Consider the following 17,029-nt stretch of genomic DNA (forward strand, 5'->3'; position numbering starts at 1 on the left):
GGGCTCTAGGGTGGTAGTACACCGGGACCGCACGTCGAAACAGCCATGCGTCACCCACCACTACGCCGCCGTAAACCGCACAGTTGACGAGAAGGTCAGGAGAACCTCGGTCGTGTCAGTCACAGACGACATCCGCGCCCTCACCCAGCCGAACCACCCGGTCGACTGGACGGATCTGGACACCAGAGCCGTCGACACCATCCGCGTGCTCGCCGCGGATGCCGTGCAGACCGCCGGCAACGGCCACCCGGGCACCGCGATGAGCTTGGCGCCGCTGGCCTACACGCTGTACCAGCGGGTCATGAACTACGACCCCGCCGATCCGGACTGGGTGGGCCGCGACCGCTTCGTGCTGTCGTGCGGTCACTCCAGCCTCACCCAGTACATCCAGCTGTACCTCGCCGGTATCGGCCTCGAGCTCGACGACCTGAAGAACCTGCGCAAGTGGGGCTCGCTGACTCCCGGCCACCCGGAGTTCCGGCACACCCCGGGCGTCGAGATCACCACCGGCCCGCTCGGCCAGGGCCTGGCCTCGGCGGTCGGCATGGCGATGGCGGCGCGGCGCGAGCGCGGGCTGTTCGATCCGTCGGCGGCACCGGGTAAGAGCCCGTTCGACCACTACGTCTACGTGATCGCCTCCGACGGCGACATCGAGGAGGGCGTGACCTCCGAGGCGTCGTCGCTGGCGGGCACCCAGCAACTGGGCAACCTGGTCGTCATCTACGACGACAACAAGATCTCCATCGAGGACGACACCACCATTGCCCTCACCGAGGACACCGCCGAGCGCTACCGCTCCTACGGCTGGCACGTCCAGGTCGTCGAGGGCGGCGAGGATGTCGTCGCCATCGAGAAGGCCATCGATGAGGCGCAGGCGGTGACCGACAAGCCGTCGTTCATCCTGCTGCGCACCATCATCGGCTACCCGGCCCCGACCAAGATGAACACCGGCGCCGCCCACGGCGCCGCGCTCGGCGCCGACGAGGTGGCGGGCACCAAGAAGGCCCTCGGCTTCGATCCCGAGCAGTCCTTCGTGGTCGACGCCGCGGTCATCGACCACACCCGCCGCAACGCCGCCGACCGCGCCAAGGCGACCCGCGCGTCCTGGCAGGAGCAGTTCGACGGGTGGGCACAGGCCAACCCGGACAACAAGGCGCTGTTCGATCGCCTGCAGGCCCGCAAGCTGCCCGAGGGCTGGGCCGACAGCCTGCCCTCCTACGAGACCGACCCGGGCGGCGTCGCCACCCGCAAGGCCTCCGGCAAGGTTCTGGCCGCGCTGGCGCCGGTGCTGCCGGAGCTGTGGGGCGGCTCGGCCGACCTCGCCGAATCCAACAACACCACCATGCCCGACACCCCGAGCTTCGGCCCGGAGTCGATCTCCACCGGCATTTGGAAGGCCAACCCGTACGGCCGCACCCTGCACTTCGGCGTCCGCGAGCACGCCATGGGCGCGATCCTCAACGGCATCGCGCTGCACGGCCCGACCCGCCCCTACGGCGGCACCTTCCTGGTGTTCTCCGACTACATGCGCCCCGCGGTGCGCCTGGCCGCGCTGATGCGGATCCCGGCGGTCTACGTGTGGACCCACGATTCGATCGGCCTCGGCGAGGACGGCCCGACGCATCAGCCGATCGAGCACCTGGCCGCGCTGCGCGCCATCCCGGGCCTCAACGTGGTCCGCCCCGGCGACGCCAACGAGACCGTGCACGCCTGGCGCGCGGTGCTGGAGCTGGAGAGCGGCGACCACCACTCGCCGTTCAAGGTCTCCGAGACCCCGCACATCGACGGCCCCTCGGCGCTGGCGCTCACCCGCCAGAACCTGCCCGTCGTCGAGGGCACCAGCTACGAGGGTGTTCGCAAGGGCGGCTACATCCTGGCCGAATCCTCCACCGGCACACCGCAGGTGATCCTGATCGCTACCGGCTCGGAGCTGCAGCTCGCGGTCGAGGCGCGGACTACCCTGGAGGCGCAGGGCGTCGGAACCCGCGTGGTTTCGATGCCGTGCGTGGAGTGGTTCGACGCGCAGGACCAGGCCTACCGCGACGAGGTGCTGCCACCGGCGGTCCGCGCCCGCGTCACCGTCGAGGCGGGGATCTCGATGCCGTGGTACCGGTTCGCCGGCGCGGACGGCCAGATCGTATCGATCGAGCACTTCGGTGCGTCGGCCGACTACAAGACCCTGTTCCGCGAGTTCGGCCTCACCGCCGACGCCGTGGTCGAGGCCGCTCAGCGCTCGCTCGACAAGGTGAAGGGATAAAAGCGAATGGCACAGAACGAGAATCTCGCCGCACTGTCCGCAGCGGGGGTGTCGGTGTGGCTCGACGATCTGTCGCGGGACCGCATCCGGTCCGGCAACCTCGCCGAACTCATCGCCACCCGCAGCATCGTCGGGGTCACCACCAACCCGACCATCTTCCAGGGCGCCCTGAGCAAGGGCCACGCCTACGACGAGCAGGTCAAGGAGCTGGCCGCCCGGGGCGCCGACGTCGAATCCGCGATCCGCACCATCACCACCGACGACGTGCGCGCCGCCTGTGATGTGTTCGCCGAGACGTTCGAGGCGTCCGGCGGGGTGGACGGCCGGGTGTCGATCGAGGTCGACCCGCGGCTGGCCTTCGACACCGACAAGACCGTCGCGCAGGCGGTCGAGCTGTGGAAGATCGTCGACCGGCCCAACCTGTTCATCAAGATCCCCGCGACCGAGGAGGGCCTGCCCGCGATCACCAAGGTGATCACGGAGGGCATCAGCGTGAACGTGACGCTGATCTTCTCGGTTGCCCGCTACCGCAGCGTGATGGGCGCCTACCTGGACGGCCTGCGCAACGCCAAGATCGCGGGGCACGACCTGGCCCGGATCCATTCCGTCGCCTCGTTCTTCGTCTCCCGCGTGGATACCGAGATCGACAAGCGGCTGGAGGCGCTGGGCACGCCGGAGGCGCTGGAGCTGCGCGGCAAGGCGGGAATCGCCAACGCGCGCCTGGCCTATGCGGAGTACCAGGACGTCTTCGACGGCGGCAAGCACACCTCCACGTTCGCGCACCTGTCCTCCTCGGGCGGCAACCGGCAGCGGCCGCTGTGGGCGTCGACCGGCGTGAAGAACCCGGACTACTCCGACACCATGTACATCACCGAGCTGGTGGCGCCCAATACGGTGAATACGCTGCCGGAGAAGACACTCGAGGCCTACGCCGATCACGGTGAGCTGCGCGGCGACACGATGTCGGGCACCGGCGCGGCCGCCCAGGAGGTCTTCGACAAGCTCGCCGCCGTCGGCATCGACCTCGACGACGTGTTCGCGGTGCTCGAGCGCGAGGGCGTCGACAAGTTCGAGAAGTCGTGGGAGGAACTGCTGTCCGCGACCGCCACCGAGCTCCAGAGCACCGGGGGCCAGTAACCGCGATGGCCGGCGACGAATCGACGGCCGCCCCGGGGAATCCGCTCCGCCAGCAGCGGGACAAGCGGCTTCCCCGGATCGCGGGCCCGTGCAGCATGGTGATCTTCGGCGTCACCGGTGACCTGTCCCGCAAGAAGCTGATGCCGGCCATCTACGACCTCGCGAACCGCGGCTTGCTGCCGCCCGGATTCGCGCTGGTCGGTTTCGCGCGCCGGGACTACGCCGACGAGGACTTCGCACAGGTCGTGCTGGAGGCGGTGAAACAGCACGCGCGCACGCCCTTCCGGCAGGAGGTCTGGGACCAGCTGTCGGAGGGCATCCGGTTCGTGCAGGGCACCTTCGAGGACGACGCCGCCTTCTCCCAGCTGGCGGCGACGCTCAAGCAGCTCGACCACGACCGCGGCACCGGCGGCAACCACGCCTTCTACCTGTCCATCCCACCCAATGCGTTTCCCCTTGTGCTGCAACAGCTTTCCCGCACGGGGCTGGCCAAGCCGCCGGATCCGGGCCCGGGGGCGCCGAAGCCGTGGCGGCGGGTGGTGATCGAGAAGCCGTTCGGGCACGACCTGCAGAGCGCCCAGGAGCTCAACACCCTGGTGAACCAGGTGTTCCCCGAGGAGACGGTGTTCCGCATCGATCACTACCTCGGCAAGGAGACGGTGCAGAATCTGCTGGCGCTGCGCTTCGCCAACGAGATGTTCGAACCGATCTGGAACGCCAACTACGTCGACCACGTGCAGATCACGATGGCCGAGGACATCGGATTGGGCGGGCGCGCAGGCTATTACGACGGCATCGGCGCGGCCCGCGACGTCATCCAGAACCACCTGCTGCAGCTGCTTGCGCTGACGACCATGGAGGATCCGGTCAGCTTCCAGCCGCGGGCGCTGCAGATCGAGAAGATCAAGGTGCTCTCGGCGACGAAACTGGTGGAGCCGCTGGACCAGACGACGGCCCGCGGGCAGTACACGGCGGGCTGGCAGGGCAGCGAGAAGGTGGTGGGCCTGCTCCAGGAGGACGGGTTCGACCCGCACTCGCGCACCGAGACCTACGCGGCCATCACGCTCAATGTCGACACCCGGCGCTGGGCGGGCGTGCCGTTCTACCTGCGCACCGGAAAACGCCTGGGCCGCAGGGTGACCGAGATCGCGGTCATGTTCAAACGGGCGCCGCATCTGCCGTTCGACGAGACCATGACCGAGGAGCTGGGCCAGAACGCGCTGGTGATCCGGGTGCAGCCGGACGAGGGCATCACGCTGCGCTTCGGGTCCAAGGTGCCCGGGTCGAGCATGGAAGTGCGCGACGTCAATATGGATTTCAGCTACGGCGAGTCGTTCACCGAATCGTCGCCGGAGGCCTACGAGCGGCTGATCCTCGACATGCTGCTCGGTGAGCCGTCGCTGTTCCCGGTCAACGAGGAGGTCGAATTGTCCTGGCGCATCCTCGATCCCGTGCTGGAGCACTGGGCGGCCGACGGCCGGCCGGAATCGTACGAGGCGGGCACCTGGGGCCCGTGGTCGGCCGACGCGATGCTCGCCCGCACCGGGCGCGAATGGCGGCGGGCATGATCGTCGACATCCCCGCCACCGACACCCGCTCCGTCGCCAAGCGGCTGGTGCAGCTGGCCGAGAGCAACGGCGTCATCACCACCGGCCGGGTGCTGACGCTGGTGGTGTGCACACTGGACAGCTCGGAGGCCGAGGGCGCCATCGATGCGGCCAACGACGCCAGCCGCGAACATCCCTGCCGCGTCATCGTTCTCGCGCGCGGTGACCGGTTCGCCGAGACCAGGCTGGACGCCCAGATCCGCGTCGGCGGCGATGCGGGCGCCTCCGAGGTGATAGTGCTGCGGCTGCAGGGTGAGCTGATCAATCACGAGAACAGCGTGGTCATCCCGTTCCTGCTGCCCGATACACCGGTGGTGGCGTGGTGGCCGCGGGGTGCGCCGGTGTATCCGTCCAAGGATGCGGTGGGGCGCTTGGCGATTCGGCGCATCACCGACGCCACCTTCGCGCCAGACCCGCAGCAGGCGATCAAGGAGCGGGTGAAGTCCTACGCGGCGGGCAACACCGACCTGGCGTGGAGCCGCATCACCTACTGGCGCGCGCTGCTGGCCGCCGCGCTCGACGAGCCCCCGTACGAGGCGGTCGAATCGGTGACGGTCTCGGGACTGCAGGAGGAGCCCGCGCTGGATGTGCTGGCGGGCTGGCTGGCCGCACGGCTGAACTGCCCGGTCCGGCGGCGCACCGGCGAGCTGAGGGTCGAGCTGCACCGGCCGACGGTGTCGATCGTGATCTCGCGCCCGCAGACCGGACGCACCGCCACCCTGTCGCGCACCGGCGAACCGGACAAGCGATTCGCGCTGGCGCGCCGCGAAACCAAGGACTGCCTGGCCGAGGAGCTGCGGCGGCTGGACGACGACGAGATCTACGCCGAGGCGCTGTCGGGCATCGACAAGGTCATCTACGAGTGAGGGGTCCGTGCGGACCGAAGGAGTGACCCATGAGTGAACCGGTCGTCGAGGTATTCTCCGGCACCGACGATCTGGTCGCGGCCGCGGCCGCGCGATTCGTCGCGGTGGTGACCGAGGCGCAGGCGCTGCGCGGGTCGGCGTCGGTGGTACTCACCGGCGGCGGCACCGGCATCGGCCTGCTCGAGGTGGTGCGCAAGGCGCCCGGCGCCATCGACTGGTCGCGGCTGGACGTGTTCTGGGGCGACGAAAGGTTCGTTCCCGCAGGCGATCCCGAGCGCAATGAGCTGCAGGCGCGGCAGGCGCTGCTGGATCATGTTCCGGTGGACCCCGCGCGGGTTCATCCCGCCGCCGCCTCCGACGGCGAATATCCGGACCCGGTCGAGGCCGCGGCGGAATATTCGGCGGCGGTGCACGCGCACCTCGCCCAGCACGGGGCGTTCGACCTCCACCTGCTCGGCATAGGCGGCGAAGGGCACGTGAATTCGCTGTTCCCGCACACCGATGCGGTCCGTGAGGCCCACGAACTCGTTGTGGCCGTGACGGATTCGCCGAAACCCCCGCCGGTGCGGATCACCCTGACCCTCCCGGCCGTCCGCCTGGCCCGCCACGTCGCGGTGGTCACCGGCGGCGCCGCCAAGGCGGAGGCGGTCGCCGCGGCCCTCGCGGGCGCCGCACCCGTCGACATCCCCGCCGCCGGGGCGCAGGGCAGCGCCACCACCACCTGGCTACTGGACGAGGAAGCCGCCGCGAACCTCCCCCGCTGACACCCAGGACAGTCGGCCTCCCAACGCCACTCACCCACCGACGCCCCAGACGCTGAGGACGGAACCAGCAACGCCGCACCCCCTACGTGTTCCCGCACCCCTTGCGGGCCGCTGTAGGGGGTGCGGGAACGTGCAGAGGGTGCGGGAAAGTTCGGCCCAGCGGCTAGTTCGTGGTGGTTCCGGGGAGGTGTCGGCAGAGTTTGCGCAGGCGCGGGACGCTCCAGAGTCGCCACGTCGTTTCGAGCGATATCGCGATCAGGCGGGCGGGGATCCACGGTGCGGTGTCGAACCAGATGCGGTAGTCGAGGTGCGTGCCGCCGCTGGGCGCGGGGGTCAGTTCGAGGCGGCCGAGGTGGTCGCGGACCGGGCCGCGGATCGTGCGGTATTCGATCAGCCGCGGCCTGGTGTGGGTGACGATCGACTCGTGGATCTGCCAGATGCCGAGTGCACGTAGGGCTCTCACCGAGCCCGGACCGTTCGGCGTCGCGGGGTCGGCGCCGTCGCGGATGCGGCGCTGGGTCACGGGCCACAGCCGCGCCCAGTGGTCGGTCAGCAGGTCGAAGACCTGCTCCGGGGTGGCGGGTAGGTCCACGCGGTGGTGGATACGGAGCCGACCGCAGTCACTCATGACCCTCCAGTTGGTCCATTGTCCAGTTCATCTGATCGTGCCCCACCCGGACCGCGCGCGCGAATCGATAGACTGACCCGGTGCCACTAGTCGAGGTGACCTACGCAGCCCACGTGCCCGAATCGATGCTGAAAGAACTCGGGCAGCAGCTTCCGCATCTGATCTCGGTGGCCGTCGAATGCCCCGAGGAGCCGTACGACGGCGATCTCCAGCCCGGCGATGTGGAGATCCGGTTCCGGGCGCTGGGCCCGTTCGACCGCAGCGGGCTCGATGTCGTGATCGAGGTGCGGTCCAAGTGGTTCGCCAGTCGCGCCGACAACCGGCAGGAGCGCTGCGAGCGGCTGCACCGCGACATCGAGAAGGCGACGGGGCTGGAGAATTTCGGCGTGTATCTGTCGCTGCCGGTCGCCGCCTGGGAACAGAGCGAGTAAGCCGCGCCTCACATCGGAGAGGCCGAATCGGTCCCGGGTAGGGTCGGCGCGGTGGACGAGGCGATCAAGGATCTGAGATCGGTGCGGCATTTCCTGCCGCACCCGGTCCCCCGCACCGTTGTCGAGCAGATCATCGACGTGGCGCGCTGGACCGGTTCGGCCCGCAACCGTCAGCCGTGGCGGTTCGTGGCCGTCACCGATCCCGATGTGCGCCAGGACCTTTCCCGCTCGGGCAACTTCGCCCTCCACCTCGCCGACGCCCCGCTGGTGCTGGTCCTGCTGTCGGCCGACAACGGCTTCGCCGACACCGAATTCGACATGGGCCGCGTCGCCCAGTCGATCTGCCTGACCGCCCACGAGCACGGCCTCGGCACCTGCCTGACGACCTTCCACCCCGACGACAACGTCCGCCACACCGCCCGGCTCGTCGCCGCCGAGCCGGGCTGGCTGCCCCGCCACGCCATCGCGGCGGGCTACCCCGACCCCGCCCGCCGCGCGGCTCCGACCGCCATACCCCGCGGCCGCCTGACCACGTCCGAACTCCTCACCTGGATCTCCTGACCACCCCGGCCCGCGCCGCCACCGGCCGCATACCCGCGGACGCACCACGGCATACGAACGCGGCGGCGTGAGGCTTGCCAACGCTTCGGCCCGCACGTCGGCAGACGGCTACGGCCGCAGGTTCAGCTTGTCCAAGTGGTTCGTCAGGAAGGTGTTCACGGCATCGGTGCGTTCCAATTGCACCAGATGTCCTGCGTCCGGCACCTTTTCGACGGCGCGGAGATCGGGGACGTGAGCGCGGAGCGTGGCCAGCGGGTCGCGGCCGCTGAAACCCTCCATGTCCGGGTCGTTCTCGCCGTAGAGGAAGTAGGTCGGGACCGGGACCTCGGTCGGCAGGTCGGCGGTGAGCTCCCAGTTGCGGTCCAGGGCGCGGTACCAGGAGAGTCCGCCGGTGAAGCCGGTGCGCTCGAATTCGGTTGCCAGCGTGTCCAGTTCGGATTCGCTGAGCCAGCTCCACGGGAGCGGCGGCGCTTCGGGCAGCACGTCGAGATAGCCCAGGCCCGGCGGGTTCTTCCACGTGTCGAGATAGTGGTAGTCACCGCTCAGCGAGTAGTAGACGCGCTCCAGGAACTCGCGCGGTCGCGCGGCCAGTTCGGCGTCGGCCACGCCCGGGGTCTGGAAATACGACAGGTGCAGGAAGTGCCGTTCGGCCGCCTTCGTCCAGAACGCCGACGGGGGTTTCGGCGGGCGCGGGGCGAACGGATTGTTCAGCACGAACACCGCCGCCACCCGCTCCGGTGCGCGCAACGCCAGTTCCCACACCAGTTGCGCGCCGAAATCCAGTCCCACGAACACCGCGCGCTCGGCTCCGATATCGTCCAGCAGCGCCAGCAGATCGCCGATCACAGCCCGATTGGTATGCGCCTCGATCCCGTCCGGCGATTCGGTGCGACCATATCCGCGCAGGTCAGGTGCGATGGCACGGTATCCGGCCGCGGCGACCGCCGACAGCTGCCGGTGCCAGATGAACCAGCCGTGCGGGAACCCGTGACAGAAGACGACCGGATACCCCTCCCCCTGCTCGGCAACGTGCATCCGGGCCTCGCCTGTTTCCACGAACCGATGTGTCGGCTCCACTTCGCCTCCCAAAGACTAGAACGTGTTCTCATTTCACGGTAATGTCCCGGAGTCGTGAACGGAATACTCACCGGCCGGGTCGCCGTCGTCACCGGCGCCAGCCGCGGCATCGGCAAGGGCATCGCACTCGAGCTCGGGGCGGCGGGCGCGACGGTGTACGTGACAGGTCGCTCCGCCCAGCCCGGACAGCTGCCCGGCACCGTCGGCCGGACCGCGTCGGAGATCGGCGAACTCGGCGGCACCGGCGTGCCGTTCGTCTGCGATCACCGCGACGACACCGCCGTCGCCGACCTGTTCGCCAAGGTCCGCGCCGACCACGGCCGCCTCGACGTGCTCGTCAACAACGTCTACAACGCTCCCGCGTCGTCTCGCTGGCTGGGCAAGCCGTTCTGGGAGGTGCCGCCCGCGGCCTGGGACGAGAGCTTCGATATCGGCGTGCGATCCCATTACGTGGCAAGCCATTTCGCCGCACCGCTGCTGATCGAGTCCGGCGGGCTGATCGTCAGCGTCTCCTCCCCCGGCGCCGAACACCACACGCACAACACCGTGTACGGGGTCGCGAAGGCCGCCGTCGACCGGCTCACCGCGGATATGGCACACGACTTCGCCGATACCGAGGTCACCGCCGTCTCCATCTGGCCCGGCATCGTCAACACCGAACTGCTGCAGATGGTTCCGCCCGGCGCCGACGGCCGCCGCCTGATCACCCTGCCCGGAGAGGGCACCTTCGATCTCGACGAGGCGGAGTCCCCACGTTTCCCGGGCCGCGCCGTCGTCGCCTTGGCGGGCGACCCGAACCGCCGCGCCCGCACCGGAAAGGCCTGGCGCGTAGCAGATCTCGCCGAGGACTACGGTTTCACCGATGTCGATGGGCGGGTCCCCCGCACGGGATAGGCCCACACCTTCCCCGCCCTGGGAATACTCGATAATCGGTGGCAGATGAATTGCGTCACCGACACACCGGGTGACCCGGGACAAGATGAGGGTGCGAATGGAGGGGCTTCGGTTCGACGCCACACCAGCCGAAGATGAACGCGCGCAGGTTCAGTGATGGCTACCCGCGAAGATCTGACCGGCTTCGTCGAGGCCCTGAAGCTCCCGGAGATCCCCAGTGGGGGGCTGATCGCCGTCTTCAACGCCGTGCGGGAGGGCATCTGCGCATCGATTCTGATGTTCGCCTCCGGCAGAGGAGAGGAGCAGCCAGACCTGACACAGTGGATGATGCAGAAGAAGCTGCTCGGCGAGAAGGGCCTCAACGTACCTCGGGACAAGTCGGCAATGGCCGAGGGCTACAGTTCGCGAAAAGACGAGTTCGAGTCGAAAATCAAGGAAATGGACCGGCAGGGCGATGCCGTCAACGACTCGGTGCTCAACACCTTCAAGGTCGCGAACGGAACCTTCCAGGCGATCAAGAAACGAATCGACCACCTCGACGGCGAACTGCGAAGTATCGAACAGCGTGTGAACAAGGAGGGTGCACTTCTCCCGCTGACGGCCGCCAGTGAGGCGCGGGCCATCCACAGCCTGCTGTCGGCCTTCGACGACGTCTACACCAAAGTCGACGAGGCGACGACGAAGATGCGCACAGAGGCGGGGGAAATCAGCAGCTCCCATCCATACTCACCGGGCCCGACCCGCGGCGGTCCGAGGCTTCCCACACCAGCGGCCAGCAACGCCAGTTACAGGCTGAATGAGAAAGGCACGATCAACGGCATTCTCCAGAATGCAAGGGGCGAGGTGGGCACCGTGGAAAAGGCGGGCGACGACCTGCCGGGTAAGCCGTACGACATCAATGACGCATGGTGTGCCGCATTCGCCAGCTGGACTTGGAAAGAGGCCGGCTACGACGTCAAGTGGTCGAACAAGGACTATGTGCCCAGCATTTGGGCCGATGCCCAGCACATGGGATTGAACGACGGCGTGCAGAATGCCAAACCCGGCGACATGATCGTCTTCGACTGGAACGGCGACGGGACACAGGACCACATAGGGATCGTGGAATCCGTCGACGGCAATACGATCAGAACCATCGAAGGAAACGCCGGAGCCCGGGGCGAAGTAAAACGCAACGACTACCAGATGGGAAGCTCGGTTCTGGTCGGCGTCGTCAAGCCACCGGCGAACAGCTCCGTATAGCGGATAGCGCAGACATAGCGAGTCGGTATGGCGCCGAACCTCTTACGGTCGCGGTGCGACCAGCGCGCCGATATCCGCCATATGCACGTCGGAGATCTTGTTCCTGGTCTTCGGGTCGTTCGCGAACTCACCGGCGCCGGATTCGAAGACGAGATAGGCGGTGTTTCCGAGCCCGGCGATTCCCTCGGGCATGCTGGGTGTGCGGAAGCACTGCACGGTGTTCGGCGCGATCGTCCGTTCACCGTGCGCGGCAACGTAGATGTTGCCCCGTTTCGTCCGGCCGTACGAGGAGCTGAACACGAAATTCTTCTCGGTGACCAGCAGCCCCTGTGTGCTCCGCGGAACCTGGTAGTCCTCCTCGTGCAGCAGCGCGCCGTCGGCGCCCACGCCGTACCGCGCCATCGTGCCCGGCTTGTCCTTGTCGAAGGTTCCGGCATAGAGCTTGTCCCCGAATCCGGACAGGAACGACGACCCGGCGACCTCCAGCGATCCGGTGTGCTCGAGGTTTCCGCGCCGGGGCAGTTCTTCCCGTAAACGCTGCTGCGAGAACCGAAGTACTCGATTCTGCCCGCCCGACACGTACACCCACCCGTTGCCGGTGACCCCGATCCCGCCCGCATGCGTCGCCTCGATGGTGACCACGCCGACCGTCTCGTACGTCCGGAGGTCGATTCCCGCGATATGGGCGGGGCCGTTCCCCGGTCCATGCTGGGTGACCAGCAGCAGGTCGTTTCCCTGCCCGTCCCAGTTACCCCAGGTCGCGGCGCCCTGCGGAACGTAGCTGCCCAGGTCGGGCAGCGGCTTTCCGGTTCCGCGCGTGAATACCGCGTCGTACGCGGTGCCGCCGGATTCACCGGGATAGAAGTGGTGGGCCTGCGGGTCGATATCCTTGCGACACTGGATATTCGGCCCGTCGTCGGTGTCTCCATCCTGCGCCGCACTCACACCGGACGAACCGGTGATCACCGTCGCCACGACCGCGGCGACCATCGCGCCCCGGCCCGCCGCCCGCATCCGGATGATCATTCGCTCCCCACTGTCACTCTCCGTCCTCGGCCGGGACAGTGTCTCACAGCCCCGGCTGCGAACGCCTTGCGCCGAATCCCCCACCCCGTGCTAATCTTCGCCCCGTGACTGCCGGGTCGGCTACCAGCCGCACACAGATGGGCAACCCGGCCGCGCGTTGAGCGCGGCGCGGGCGAGAGGACCGCCCCTCCGACGCATCCCGTTCACTTCTCGGGACTGCGGAAGGAGGTGAAATACATGTCCCACGAATCCATTTCGCCGCGCGAGTGGCAGGCGTTCCGCACTGCCCACGATCGCGGCGCGGTGCTCGACGCGTCCGTCGTATCGCTCGTGCCGTTCGGCGCGTTCCTCGAGGTCGCGCCGGGAATCCATGGGCTGCTGCACAAGTCGCAGTGGCAGCGGGATCCGCTGGTCGGATCCACGCTGTCGGTACGGATTCTCGACATCGATGACGAGCGACAGCGCGTGAGTCTCGATCACGCGTGATCGAATCCGCACACGCGCGGTGAATACGGGTGTGGGGCTGGAATCCGGCCAGCCCCACACCGCTCGAGCGTATCGCGCCGTCGAATCCGGCCCGCCCTCAGGCGACCTCGAGGAACCGCTGCACCGAGCGCGACGGCGCGGGCTTGGTCCGCCAGACCAGGTAGATGCGCGACGGCGGCGCGTCGGCCACATCGACATAGGCCACGCCCGGATGCGGTGCGCGCGTACGGGCCAGTTCGGGCACCCCGCCGATACCGCGCCCGGCGGCCACCAGCTCGAGCCATTCGTCGAAATTCGTGCAGGTGACGATCTCCCGCGCGGGATCCGGCTCCGGCCAGGAGTTTTCGTCGATGGTCCCGGATACCGTGTTGACCACCAAGGGATATCCCGCCAGGTCCCGCCAGCACAGATCGGTCGCACCGGCCAGCGGCGACGCGGTGGATACCGCCAGCACCCGGCGCTCGGTGCCGATGGTGCGCGCGGCCATATTCTTCGGCAGCCGAATATCCTTGCGGTACAGGGCGATATCGATGGTCCCGGCCGCCAGGGCGGCGATCGGGTCGTCGACGCGATGAATCTCCACGTGCCCACCGACCGATTCGAACCGGGTTCGCGCGGCGCCGAACCACCCGTCGGGCAGCAGCCACGCGAACCCCACCGCCACCCCGGAGCGCAGCTGCAGGTCCGCCACCACCGAGTCGAGGTCGGCGAGTATGCGGCGCGCGTGGGTCAGAAATTCCCTCCCCTCCCCGGTCACCTCGAAGCGCCGCGGCGTGCGATCGATCAGGCGGCAGTCCAGAATGCGCTCGAGCTGCTGGATCGTGCGCGACAGCGACGGCTGCGCCAGGTGCAGCCGCTGCGCGGCGCGGGTGTAGTTCCGCTCCTCGCACAGCACGGCGAAGGCGCGCAGATGCCGCAGCTCCAGTTCCATGCGTCCAGCGTATACATGGTGCGCAGAAAGCATTTCACCGGATCGATCGCGACCCTTACCGTCGATACGGTGACAATCGCAGCACCTCGACAGCAGAGCCTGGCCCCCGCGCTGCGGGCGGCCGCCGGTCTGGCGGCGGCGATGGGGATCGGCCGCTTCGCCTACACCCCGCTGATGCCGGTGATGATCGACGCCGGGCGGATGGACGCGCACGCCGGTGCGGTCGTCGCGGCCGCCAACTACGCGGGCTACCTGCTCGGCGCCGTACTCCTGGCACGCCGCCCGGAATGGAACAGCCGCAACCTGTTTCGGCTCGCGGCGGCCGTGCTGGTGGCCAGCGAGGCGCTGATGGCCTGGCCCGCGCCCACCGCGGTGCCGGTGGTGCTGCGCCTGCTCGCCGGGGTCGCCAGCGCGATCGTGTTCATCGGCTGCGCCGGTATCGCGGCACGACACGAAAACCGCAGGCGCGCGGCGGGTATCGCGTTCTCCGGGGTCGGCTGCGGAATCGCGCTCACCGGACTGCTCGCCCTCGCGGCCCGTCCGATCGCCTCCTGGCAGGCGATGTGGCTCGGTGCCGCCGTCCTGACCGCGCTGTTGCTGTTGCCCGCGCTGCGGCTCGATATCGTTCCGGGCGCCCGCGCCGTGGCGACCGCGGCCCGTTCGCTGCGCGCGTGGCGGGCGCTGCTGGTGTCCTATTTCCTGGAGGGCCTGGGCTATATCGTCATCGGCACGTTCCTGGTCGCCGCCGTGAGCACGCCGGGGCACCAGTCGCTGGGCACGGCGATGTGGGTGGTGGTGGGTCTCGCCGCGGCCCCGGCGACCGTGCTGTGGGGTCTCGCGGCGCGGCGCTGGACACCGATCACGGCGCTGATCGTGGCACTGCTGCTGCAGGTGGTGTCGGCGGTGCTACCCGCCGTGTCCACCGGTGTGATCCCGGCGGTGGTGTCGGCGGCGCTGTTCGGCGGGACGTTCATGGGGATCGTGATGCTGAGCATCGAGGTGGGCGGCGACCTCGCCGGTCCCGGTGCCGCCGCGGCGCTGACCGCCTGGTACAGCTGCGGCCAGATGCTGGGGCCGCTGGCGGTCGCGCCGGTGCTCGGGTCGAGCTACGCCGCCGCCTTCGCGATCGCCGCCGTGGTGCTGGGGCTCGCGACCGCGGCGGCGCTGCCGGTCAGGCGAACTTGATCTCGAAACCGATGCCGAGGATGGCGATCAGCCAGACGACGCCGACGAAGATGGTGATGCGGTCGAGGTTCTTCTCGACGACGGTGGACCCCGACAGGCTCGACTGCACGCCGCCGCCGAACAGGCTGGACAGGCCTCCGCCCTTCGCACGATGCAGCAGCACCAGCAACACCAGCAACACGCTGGTGATGATCAGGAGGATATCCAGGAACATGCGCATGCCCGACAGTTTAGGCGGTCGCCTCGGCGGCGCCGGCCAGGGGTGATCAGTTTCGCCGCCAGGTGCGCACCGGCTGCACGGCCACCAGGTGCAGGGTCCGGCTCTCCCCCACCGTGTACTCCGCGACCCGCTGCTCGGCCAGGCGGTCCTGCGCCGTCAACCGCACCTGATGCTGGCGAATGTGTTCCTGCCAGGACCGCACCACGAAGGCCTCCACATAGCGGTCGGCGACGCCGACGTCGTGGTACAGCCGCCATTCCATCGCGCCGGTGCGCTGGCGGGAGCGGCCGACCCGCGCCATCGCGCCCGAGAACTCGGCGACCGCCTCGCCGGGCACGTGGTAGGTGACCAGCACCAGCACCGGGCCGTCGTCGGGTTCCGGTGCGTAGTCGAGCACCGGCTCCGGCCAGTAGGCGGCGGGCGTGGTGTCGATCGAGGTCACCCGGACCGGCAGCCACAGCGTGCTGAGCGCGCACACTCCGAGCAGCGCGGCGGCGGCGATCATGGCGGTCACCGTGCCGAACGCGCCCGCGACCAGCCCCCACGCCAGCGCGCCGAGCGCCTGCCCGCCCATGAACACCAGCTGATACACCGACAGCCCGCGCGCCCGCACCCACGACGACAGCAGTAGCTGCATGGTGGAGTTCATCGTCGACATCGAGGTGATCCAGGCGAATCCGCCGAACACCAGGCATACCAGCACGATCGGCATGTTCTGCACGGTCGCGGCCACGACGGTGGCCAGGCCGAACAGCCCGGCGCCGACCGCCAGCAGCTGCGTCGGGGTCAGTACGCCCCGCAGCCGCGACAGCTGGGTCGCGCCGAGCACGGCGCCCGCGCCGAGCGCGCCCAGCAACAGCCCGTAGCCCGACGACCCGAGGTGCAGCCGGTCGTGCGCGATCACCGGCAGCAGCGCCCACAGCGCGCTACCGGGCGCGATGAACAGGATCGAGCGCAGCAGCACCCGCCGCACCGCCGGGGCCGCCCGAATGAAGCGCAGCCCGGCCGCGAGTGCCGCGACGGGCCGTTCGGCGGGCAGGTCGTGATCGTCGGGCGGGCGCCGCCACCAGCACAGCACCGCCACGATCCCGACGAACGAGACCGCGTTCAGCGCGAACACCAGCGTCGGCCCGGCCAGGGACACCAGCGCCCCGGCGATCGCCGGGCCGACCGCGCGCCCGACATTGTTGCTCATGCTGCCGAGCGCCGCCGCGGCCGGAATCTGCGTGCGCGGCACCAGTTCCGGCTGGATCGCCTGCCAGGCCGGGGCGGTCAGCGCCTGCCCGGCCCCGAGCAGGAACAGCAGCGTCAGCAGTAGCACGGGCGTGATGTGTCCCGTGGCCGTCACCACCGCCAGCACCGCCGCGGCGATCGCCATCGCCGACTGCGCCCCGATCAGCAGGCGGCGGCGGTCGACCAGGTCGGCGAGCACACCCGACGGCACCGACAGCAGCATCACCGGCAGCGCCGTCGCGGTCTGCACCAGCGAGACCAGCGTGGCCGCATTCGGCTCGCCGACCAGCAGCCACTGCGCGCCGACCGTCTGCATCCAGGTGCCGAGGTTGGAGACCAGCTGGGCGATCCACAGCGCGCGGAAGATCCGCGACGCCAGCGGCGCCCACGTCGAGACCGGTGATTCGGTGCTGGAGACGGTCACGGGATGCGAGCTTATCCGCAGCAACCACGCCGTCGCGGGTGCACGGACGTCGTCCGGCCG

17 protein-coding genes are annotated in these 17,029 nt (G+C 69.0%); 11 read left to right on the top strand and 6 right to left on the bottom strand.

What is annotated here, in order from left to right; translation table 11 throughout:
* The first annotated feature begins 112 nt into the window (after positions 1 to 112).
* The 5 genes from tkt to pgl are packed head-to-tail and all read left to right on the top strand — an operon-like array spanning position 113 to position 6,631.
* Positions 113 to 2,257 carry a transketolase gene (gene tkt / locus NM1_RS12285; RefSeq protein WP_068018444.1) on the top strand — a complete coding sequence of 715 codons (2,145 nt, stop codon included), beginning with the start codon at positions 113 to 115 and terminating at the stop codon, positions 2,255 to 2,257.
* A gap of 6 nt (positions 2,258 to 2,263) precedes the next feature.
* A complete protein-coding gene (gene tal, locus NM1_RS12290; protein WP_068018447.1) occupies positions 2,264 to 3,394 on the top strand; it encodes a transaldolase in 1,131 nt (376 codons plus the stop codon).
* A 5-nt stretch (positions 3,395 to 3,399) separates the two neighbouring features.
* Positions 3,400 to 4,962 (top strand): glucose-6-phosphate dehydrogenase, encoded by a 1,563-nt coding sequence (zwf, locus tag NM1_RS12295; protein WP_068018449.1) that lies wholly within the window; start codon positions 3,400 to 3,402, stop codon positions 4,960 to 4,962.
* Positions 4,959 to 5,867 carry a glucose-6-phosphate dehydrogenase assembly protein OpcA gene (opcA, locus tag NM1_RS12300; RefSeq protein WP_174556867.1) on the top strand — a complete coding sequence of 303 codons (909 nt, stop codon included), beginning with the start codon at positions 4,959 to 4,961 and terminating at the stop codon, positions 5,865 to 5,867. The genes zwf and opcA overlap by 4 nt, the downstream gene beginning before the upstream one ends.
* A 29-nt stretch (positions 5,868 to 5,896) precedes the next feature.
* Entirely contained in the window at positions 5,897 to 6,631 is a 735-nt protein-coding gene (pgl, locus tag NM1_RS12305; protein WP_068018452.1) for a 6-phosphogluconolactonase, read from the top strand.
* Between the two features lie 163 nt (positions 6,632 to 6,794).
* On the opposite strand, the gene NM1_RS12310 is transcribed toward pgl, so the two are convergent.
* Positions 6,795 to 7,259, bottom strand: a complete 465-nt coding sequence (locus NM1_RS12310) for an SRPBCC family protein (protein WP_084519482.1) — start codon at positions 7,257 to 7,259, stop codon at positions 6,795 to 6,797.
* 80 nt (positions 7,260 to 7,339) lie between these two features.
* Here NM1_RS12310 and NM1_RS12315 point away from each other — a divergent pair, with 80 nt between their 5' ends.
* Both NM1_RS12315 and NM1_RS12320 read left to right on the top strand, forming a co-directional pair.
* Positions 7,340 to 7,690 (top strand): hypothetical protein, encoded by a 351-nt coding sequence (locus NM1_RS12315; protein WP_068018457.1) that lies wholly within the window; start codon positions 7,340 to 7,342, stop codon positions 7,688 to 7,690.
* Positions 7,691 to 7,741: 51 nt separating this feature from the next.
* Positions 7,742 to 8,251, top strand: a complete 510-nt coding sequence (locus tag NM1_RS12320; protein WP_068018460.1) for a nitroreductase family protein — start codon at positions 7,742 to 7,744, stop codon at positions 8,249 to 8,251.
* A gap of 108 nt (positions 8,252 to 8,359) precedes the next feature.
* On the opposite strand, the gene NM1_RS12325 is transcribed toward NM1_RS12320, so the two are convergent.
* A complete protein-coding gene (locus NM1_RS12325; RefSeq protein WP_246011293.1) occupies positions 8,360 to 9,328 on the bottom strand; it encodes an alpha/beta fold hydrolase in 969 nt (322 codons plus the stop codon).
* 54 nt (positions 9,329 to 9,382) lie between these two features.
* On the opposite strand from NM1_RS12325, the gene NM1_RS12330 reads away from it, so the two are divergent.
* Positions 9,383 to 10,222 (top strand): SDR family NAD(P)-dependent oxidoreductase, encoded by an 840-nt coding sequence (locus tag NM1_RS12330; RefSeq protein WP_068018466.1) that lies wholly within the window; start codon positions 9,383 to 9,385, stop codon positions 10,220 to 10,222.
* Positions 10,223 to 10,378: 156 nt separating this feature from the next.
* Entirely contained in the window at positions 10,379 to 11,464 is a 1,086-nt protein-coding gene (locus NM1_RS12335; RefSeq protein WP_068018469.1) for a CHAP domain-containing protein, read from the top strand.
* A gap of 42 nt (positions 11,465 to 11,506) precedes the next feature.
* On the opposite strand, the gene NM1_RS12340 is transcribed toward NM1_RS12335, so the two are convergent.
* Positions 11,507 to 12,490, bottom strand: coding sequence for a hypothetical protein (locus NM1_RS12340; RefSeq protein ID WP_068018474.1), 984 nt, complete (start codon positions 12,488 to 12,490; stop codon positions 11,507 to 11,509).
* Between the two features lie 237 nt (positions 12,491 to 12,727).
* Here NM1_RS12340 and NM1_RS12345 point away from each other — a divergent pair, with 237 nt between their 5' ends.
* Positions 12,728 to 12,976: a S1 RNA-binding domain-containing protein gene (locus NM1_RS12345; RefSeq protein ID WP_211339392.1), complete on the top strand. Its 249-nt coding sequence runs from the start codon at positions 12,728 to 12,730 to the stop codon at positions 12,974 to 12,976.
* Between the two features lie 97 nt (positions 12,977 to 13,073).
* On the opposite strand, the gene NM1_RS12350 is transcribed toward NM1_RS12345, so the two are convergent.
* A complete protein-coding gene (locus tag NM1_RS12350; protein WP_068018477.1) occupies positions 13,074 to 13,907 on the bottom strand; it encodes a LysR family transcriptional regulator in 834 nt (277 codons plus the stop codon).
* A gap of 69 nt (positions 13,908 to 13,976) precedes the next feature.
* Between NM1_RS12350 and NM1_RS12355 the strand changes: the two genes are divergently transcribed.
* Positions 13,977 to 15,092 carry a YbfB/YjiJ family MFS transporter gene (locus NM1_RS12355; RefSeq protein WP_246011292.1) on the top strand — a complete coding sequence of 372 codons (1,116 nt, stop codon included), beginning with the start codon at positions 13,977 to 13,979 and terminating at the stop codon, positions 15,090 to 15,092.
* On the opposite strand, the gene secG is transcribed toward NM1_RS12355, so the two are convergent.
* Both secG and NM1_RS12365 read right to left on the bottom strand, forming a co-directional pair.
* On the bottom strand, positions 15,079 to 15,312 hold the full coding sequence (secG, locus tag NM1_RS12360; RefSeq protein WP_068018480.1) for a preprotein translocase subunit SecG: 234 nt from the start codon (positions 15,310 to 15,312) through the stop codon (positions 15,079 to 15,081). The two genes, NM1_RS12355 and secG, sit on opposite strands and share 14 nt — an antisense overlap.
* A 46-nt stretch (positions 15,313 to 15,358) precedes the next feature.
* Positions 15,359 to 16,969, bottom strand: coding sequence for an MFS transporter (locus NM1_RS12365; RefSeq protein ID WP_068018594.1), 1,611 nt, complete (start codon positions 16,967 to 16,969; stop codon positions 15,359 to 15,361).
* Between the last annotated feature and the right edge of the window lie 60 nt (positions 16,970 to 17,029).

It is taken from the genome of Nocardia mexicana NBRC 108244, assembly GCF_001613165.1.
GTDB lineage: Bacteria > Actinomycetota > Actinomycetes > Mycobacteriales > Mycobacteriaceae > Nocardia > Nocardia mexicana.

Bases quoted from the DNA above. Each gene is read 5' to 3' on its own strand.
- pgl (WP_068018452.1), top strand. From the start codon at position 5,897: ATGAGTGAACCGGTCGTCGAGGTATTCTCCGGCACCGACGATCTGGTC.
- NM1_RS12345 (WP_211339392.1), top strand. From the start codon at position 12,728: ATGTCCCACGAATCCATTTCGCCGCGCGAGTGGCAGGCGTTCCGCACT.
- secG (WP_068018480.1), bottom strand. From the start codon at position 15,312: ATGCGCATGTTCCTGGATATCCTCCTGATCATCACCAGCGTGTTGCTG.
- NM1_RS12310 (WP_084519482.1), bottom strand. From the start codon at position 7,259: ATGAGTGACTGCGGTCGGCTCCGTATCCACCACCGCGTGGACCTACCC.
- zwf (WP_068018449.1), top strand. From the start codon at position 3,400: ATGGCCGGCGACGAATCGACGGCCGCCCCGGGGAATCCGCTCCGCCAG.
- opcA (WP_174556867.1), top strand. From the start codon at position 4,959: ATGATCGTCGACATCCCCGCCACCGACACCCGCTCCGTCGCCAAGCGG.
- NM1_RS12335 (WP_068018469.1), top strand. From the start codon at position 10,379: ATGGCTACCCGCGAAGATCTGACCGGCTTCGTCGAGGCCCTGAAGCTC.
- NM1_RS12350 (WP_068018477.1), bottom strand. From the start codon at position 13,907: ATGGAACTGGAGCTGCGGCATCTGCGCGCCTTCGCCGTGCTGTGCGAG.
- NM1_RS12340 (WP_068018474.1), bottom strand. From the start codon at position 12,490: ATGATCATCCGGATGCGGGCGGCGGGCCGGGGCGCGATGGTCGCCGCG.
- tal (WP_068018447.1), top strand. From the start codon at position 2,264: ATGGCACAGAACGAGAATCTCGCCGCACTGTCCGCAGCGGGGGTGTCG.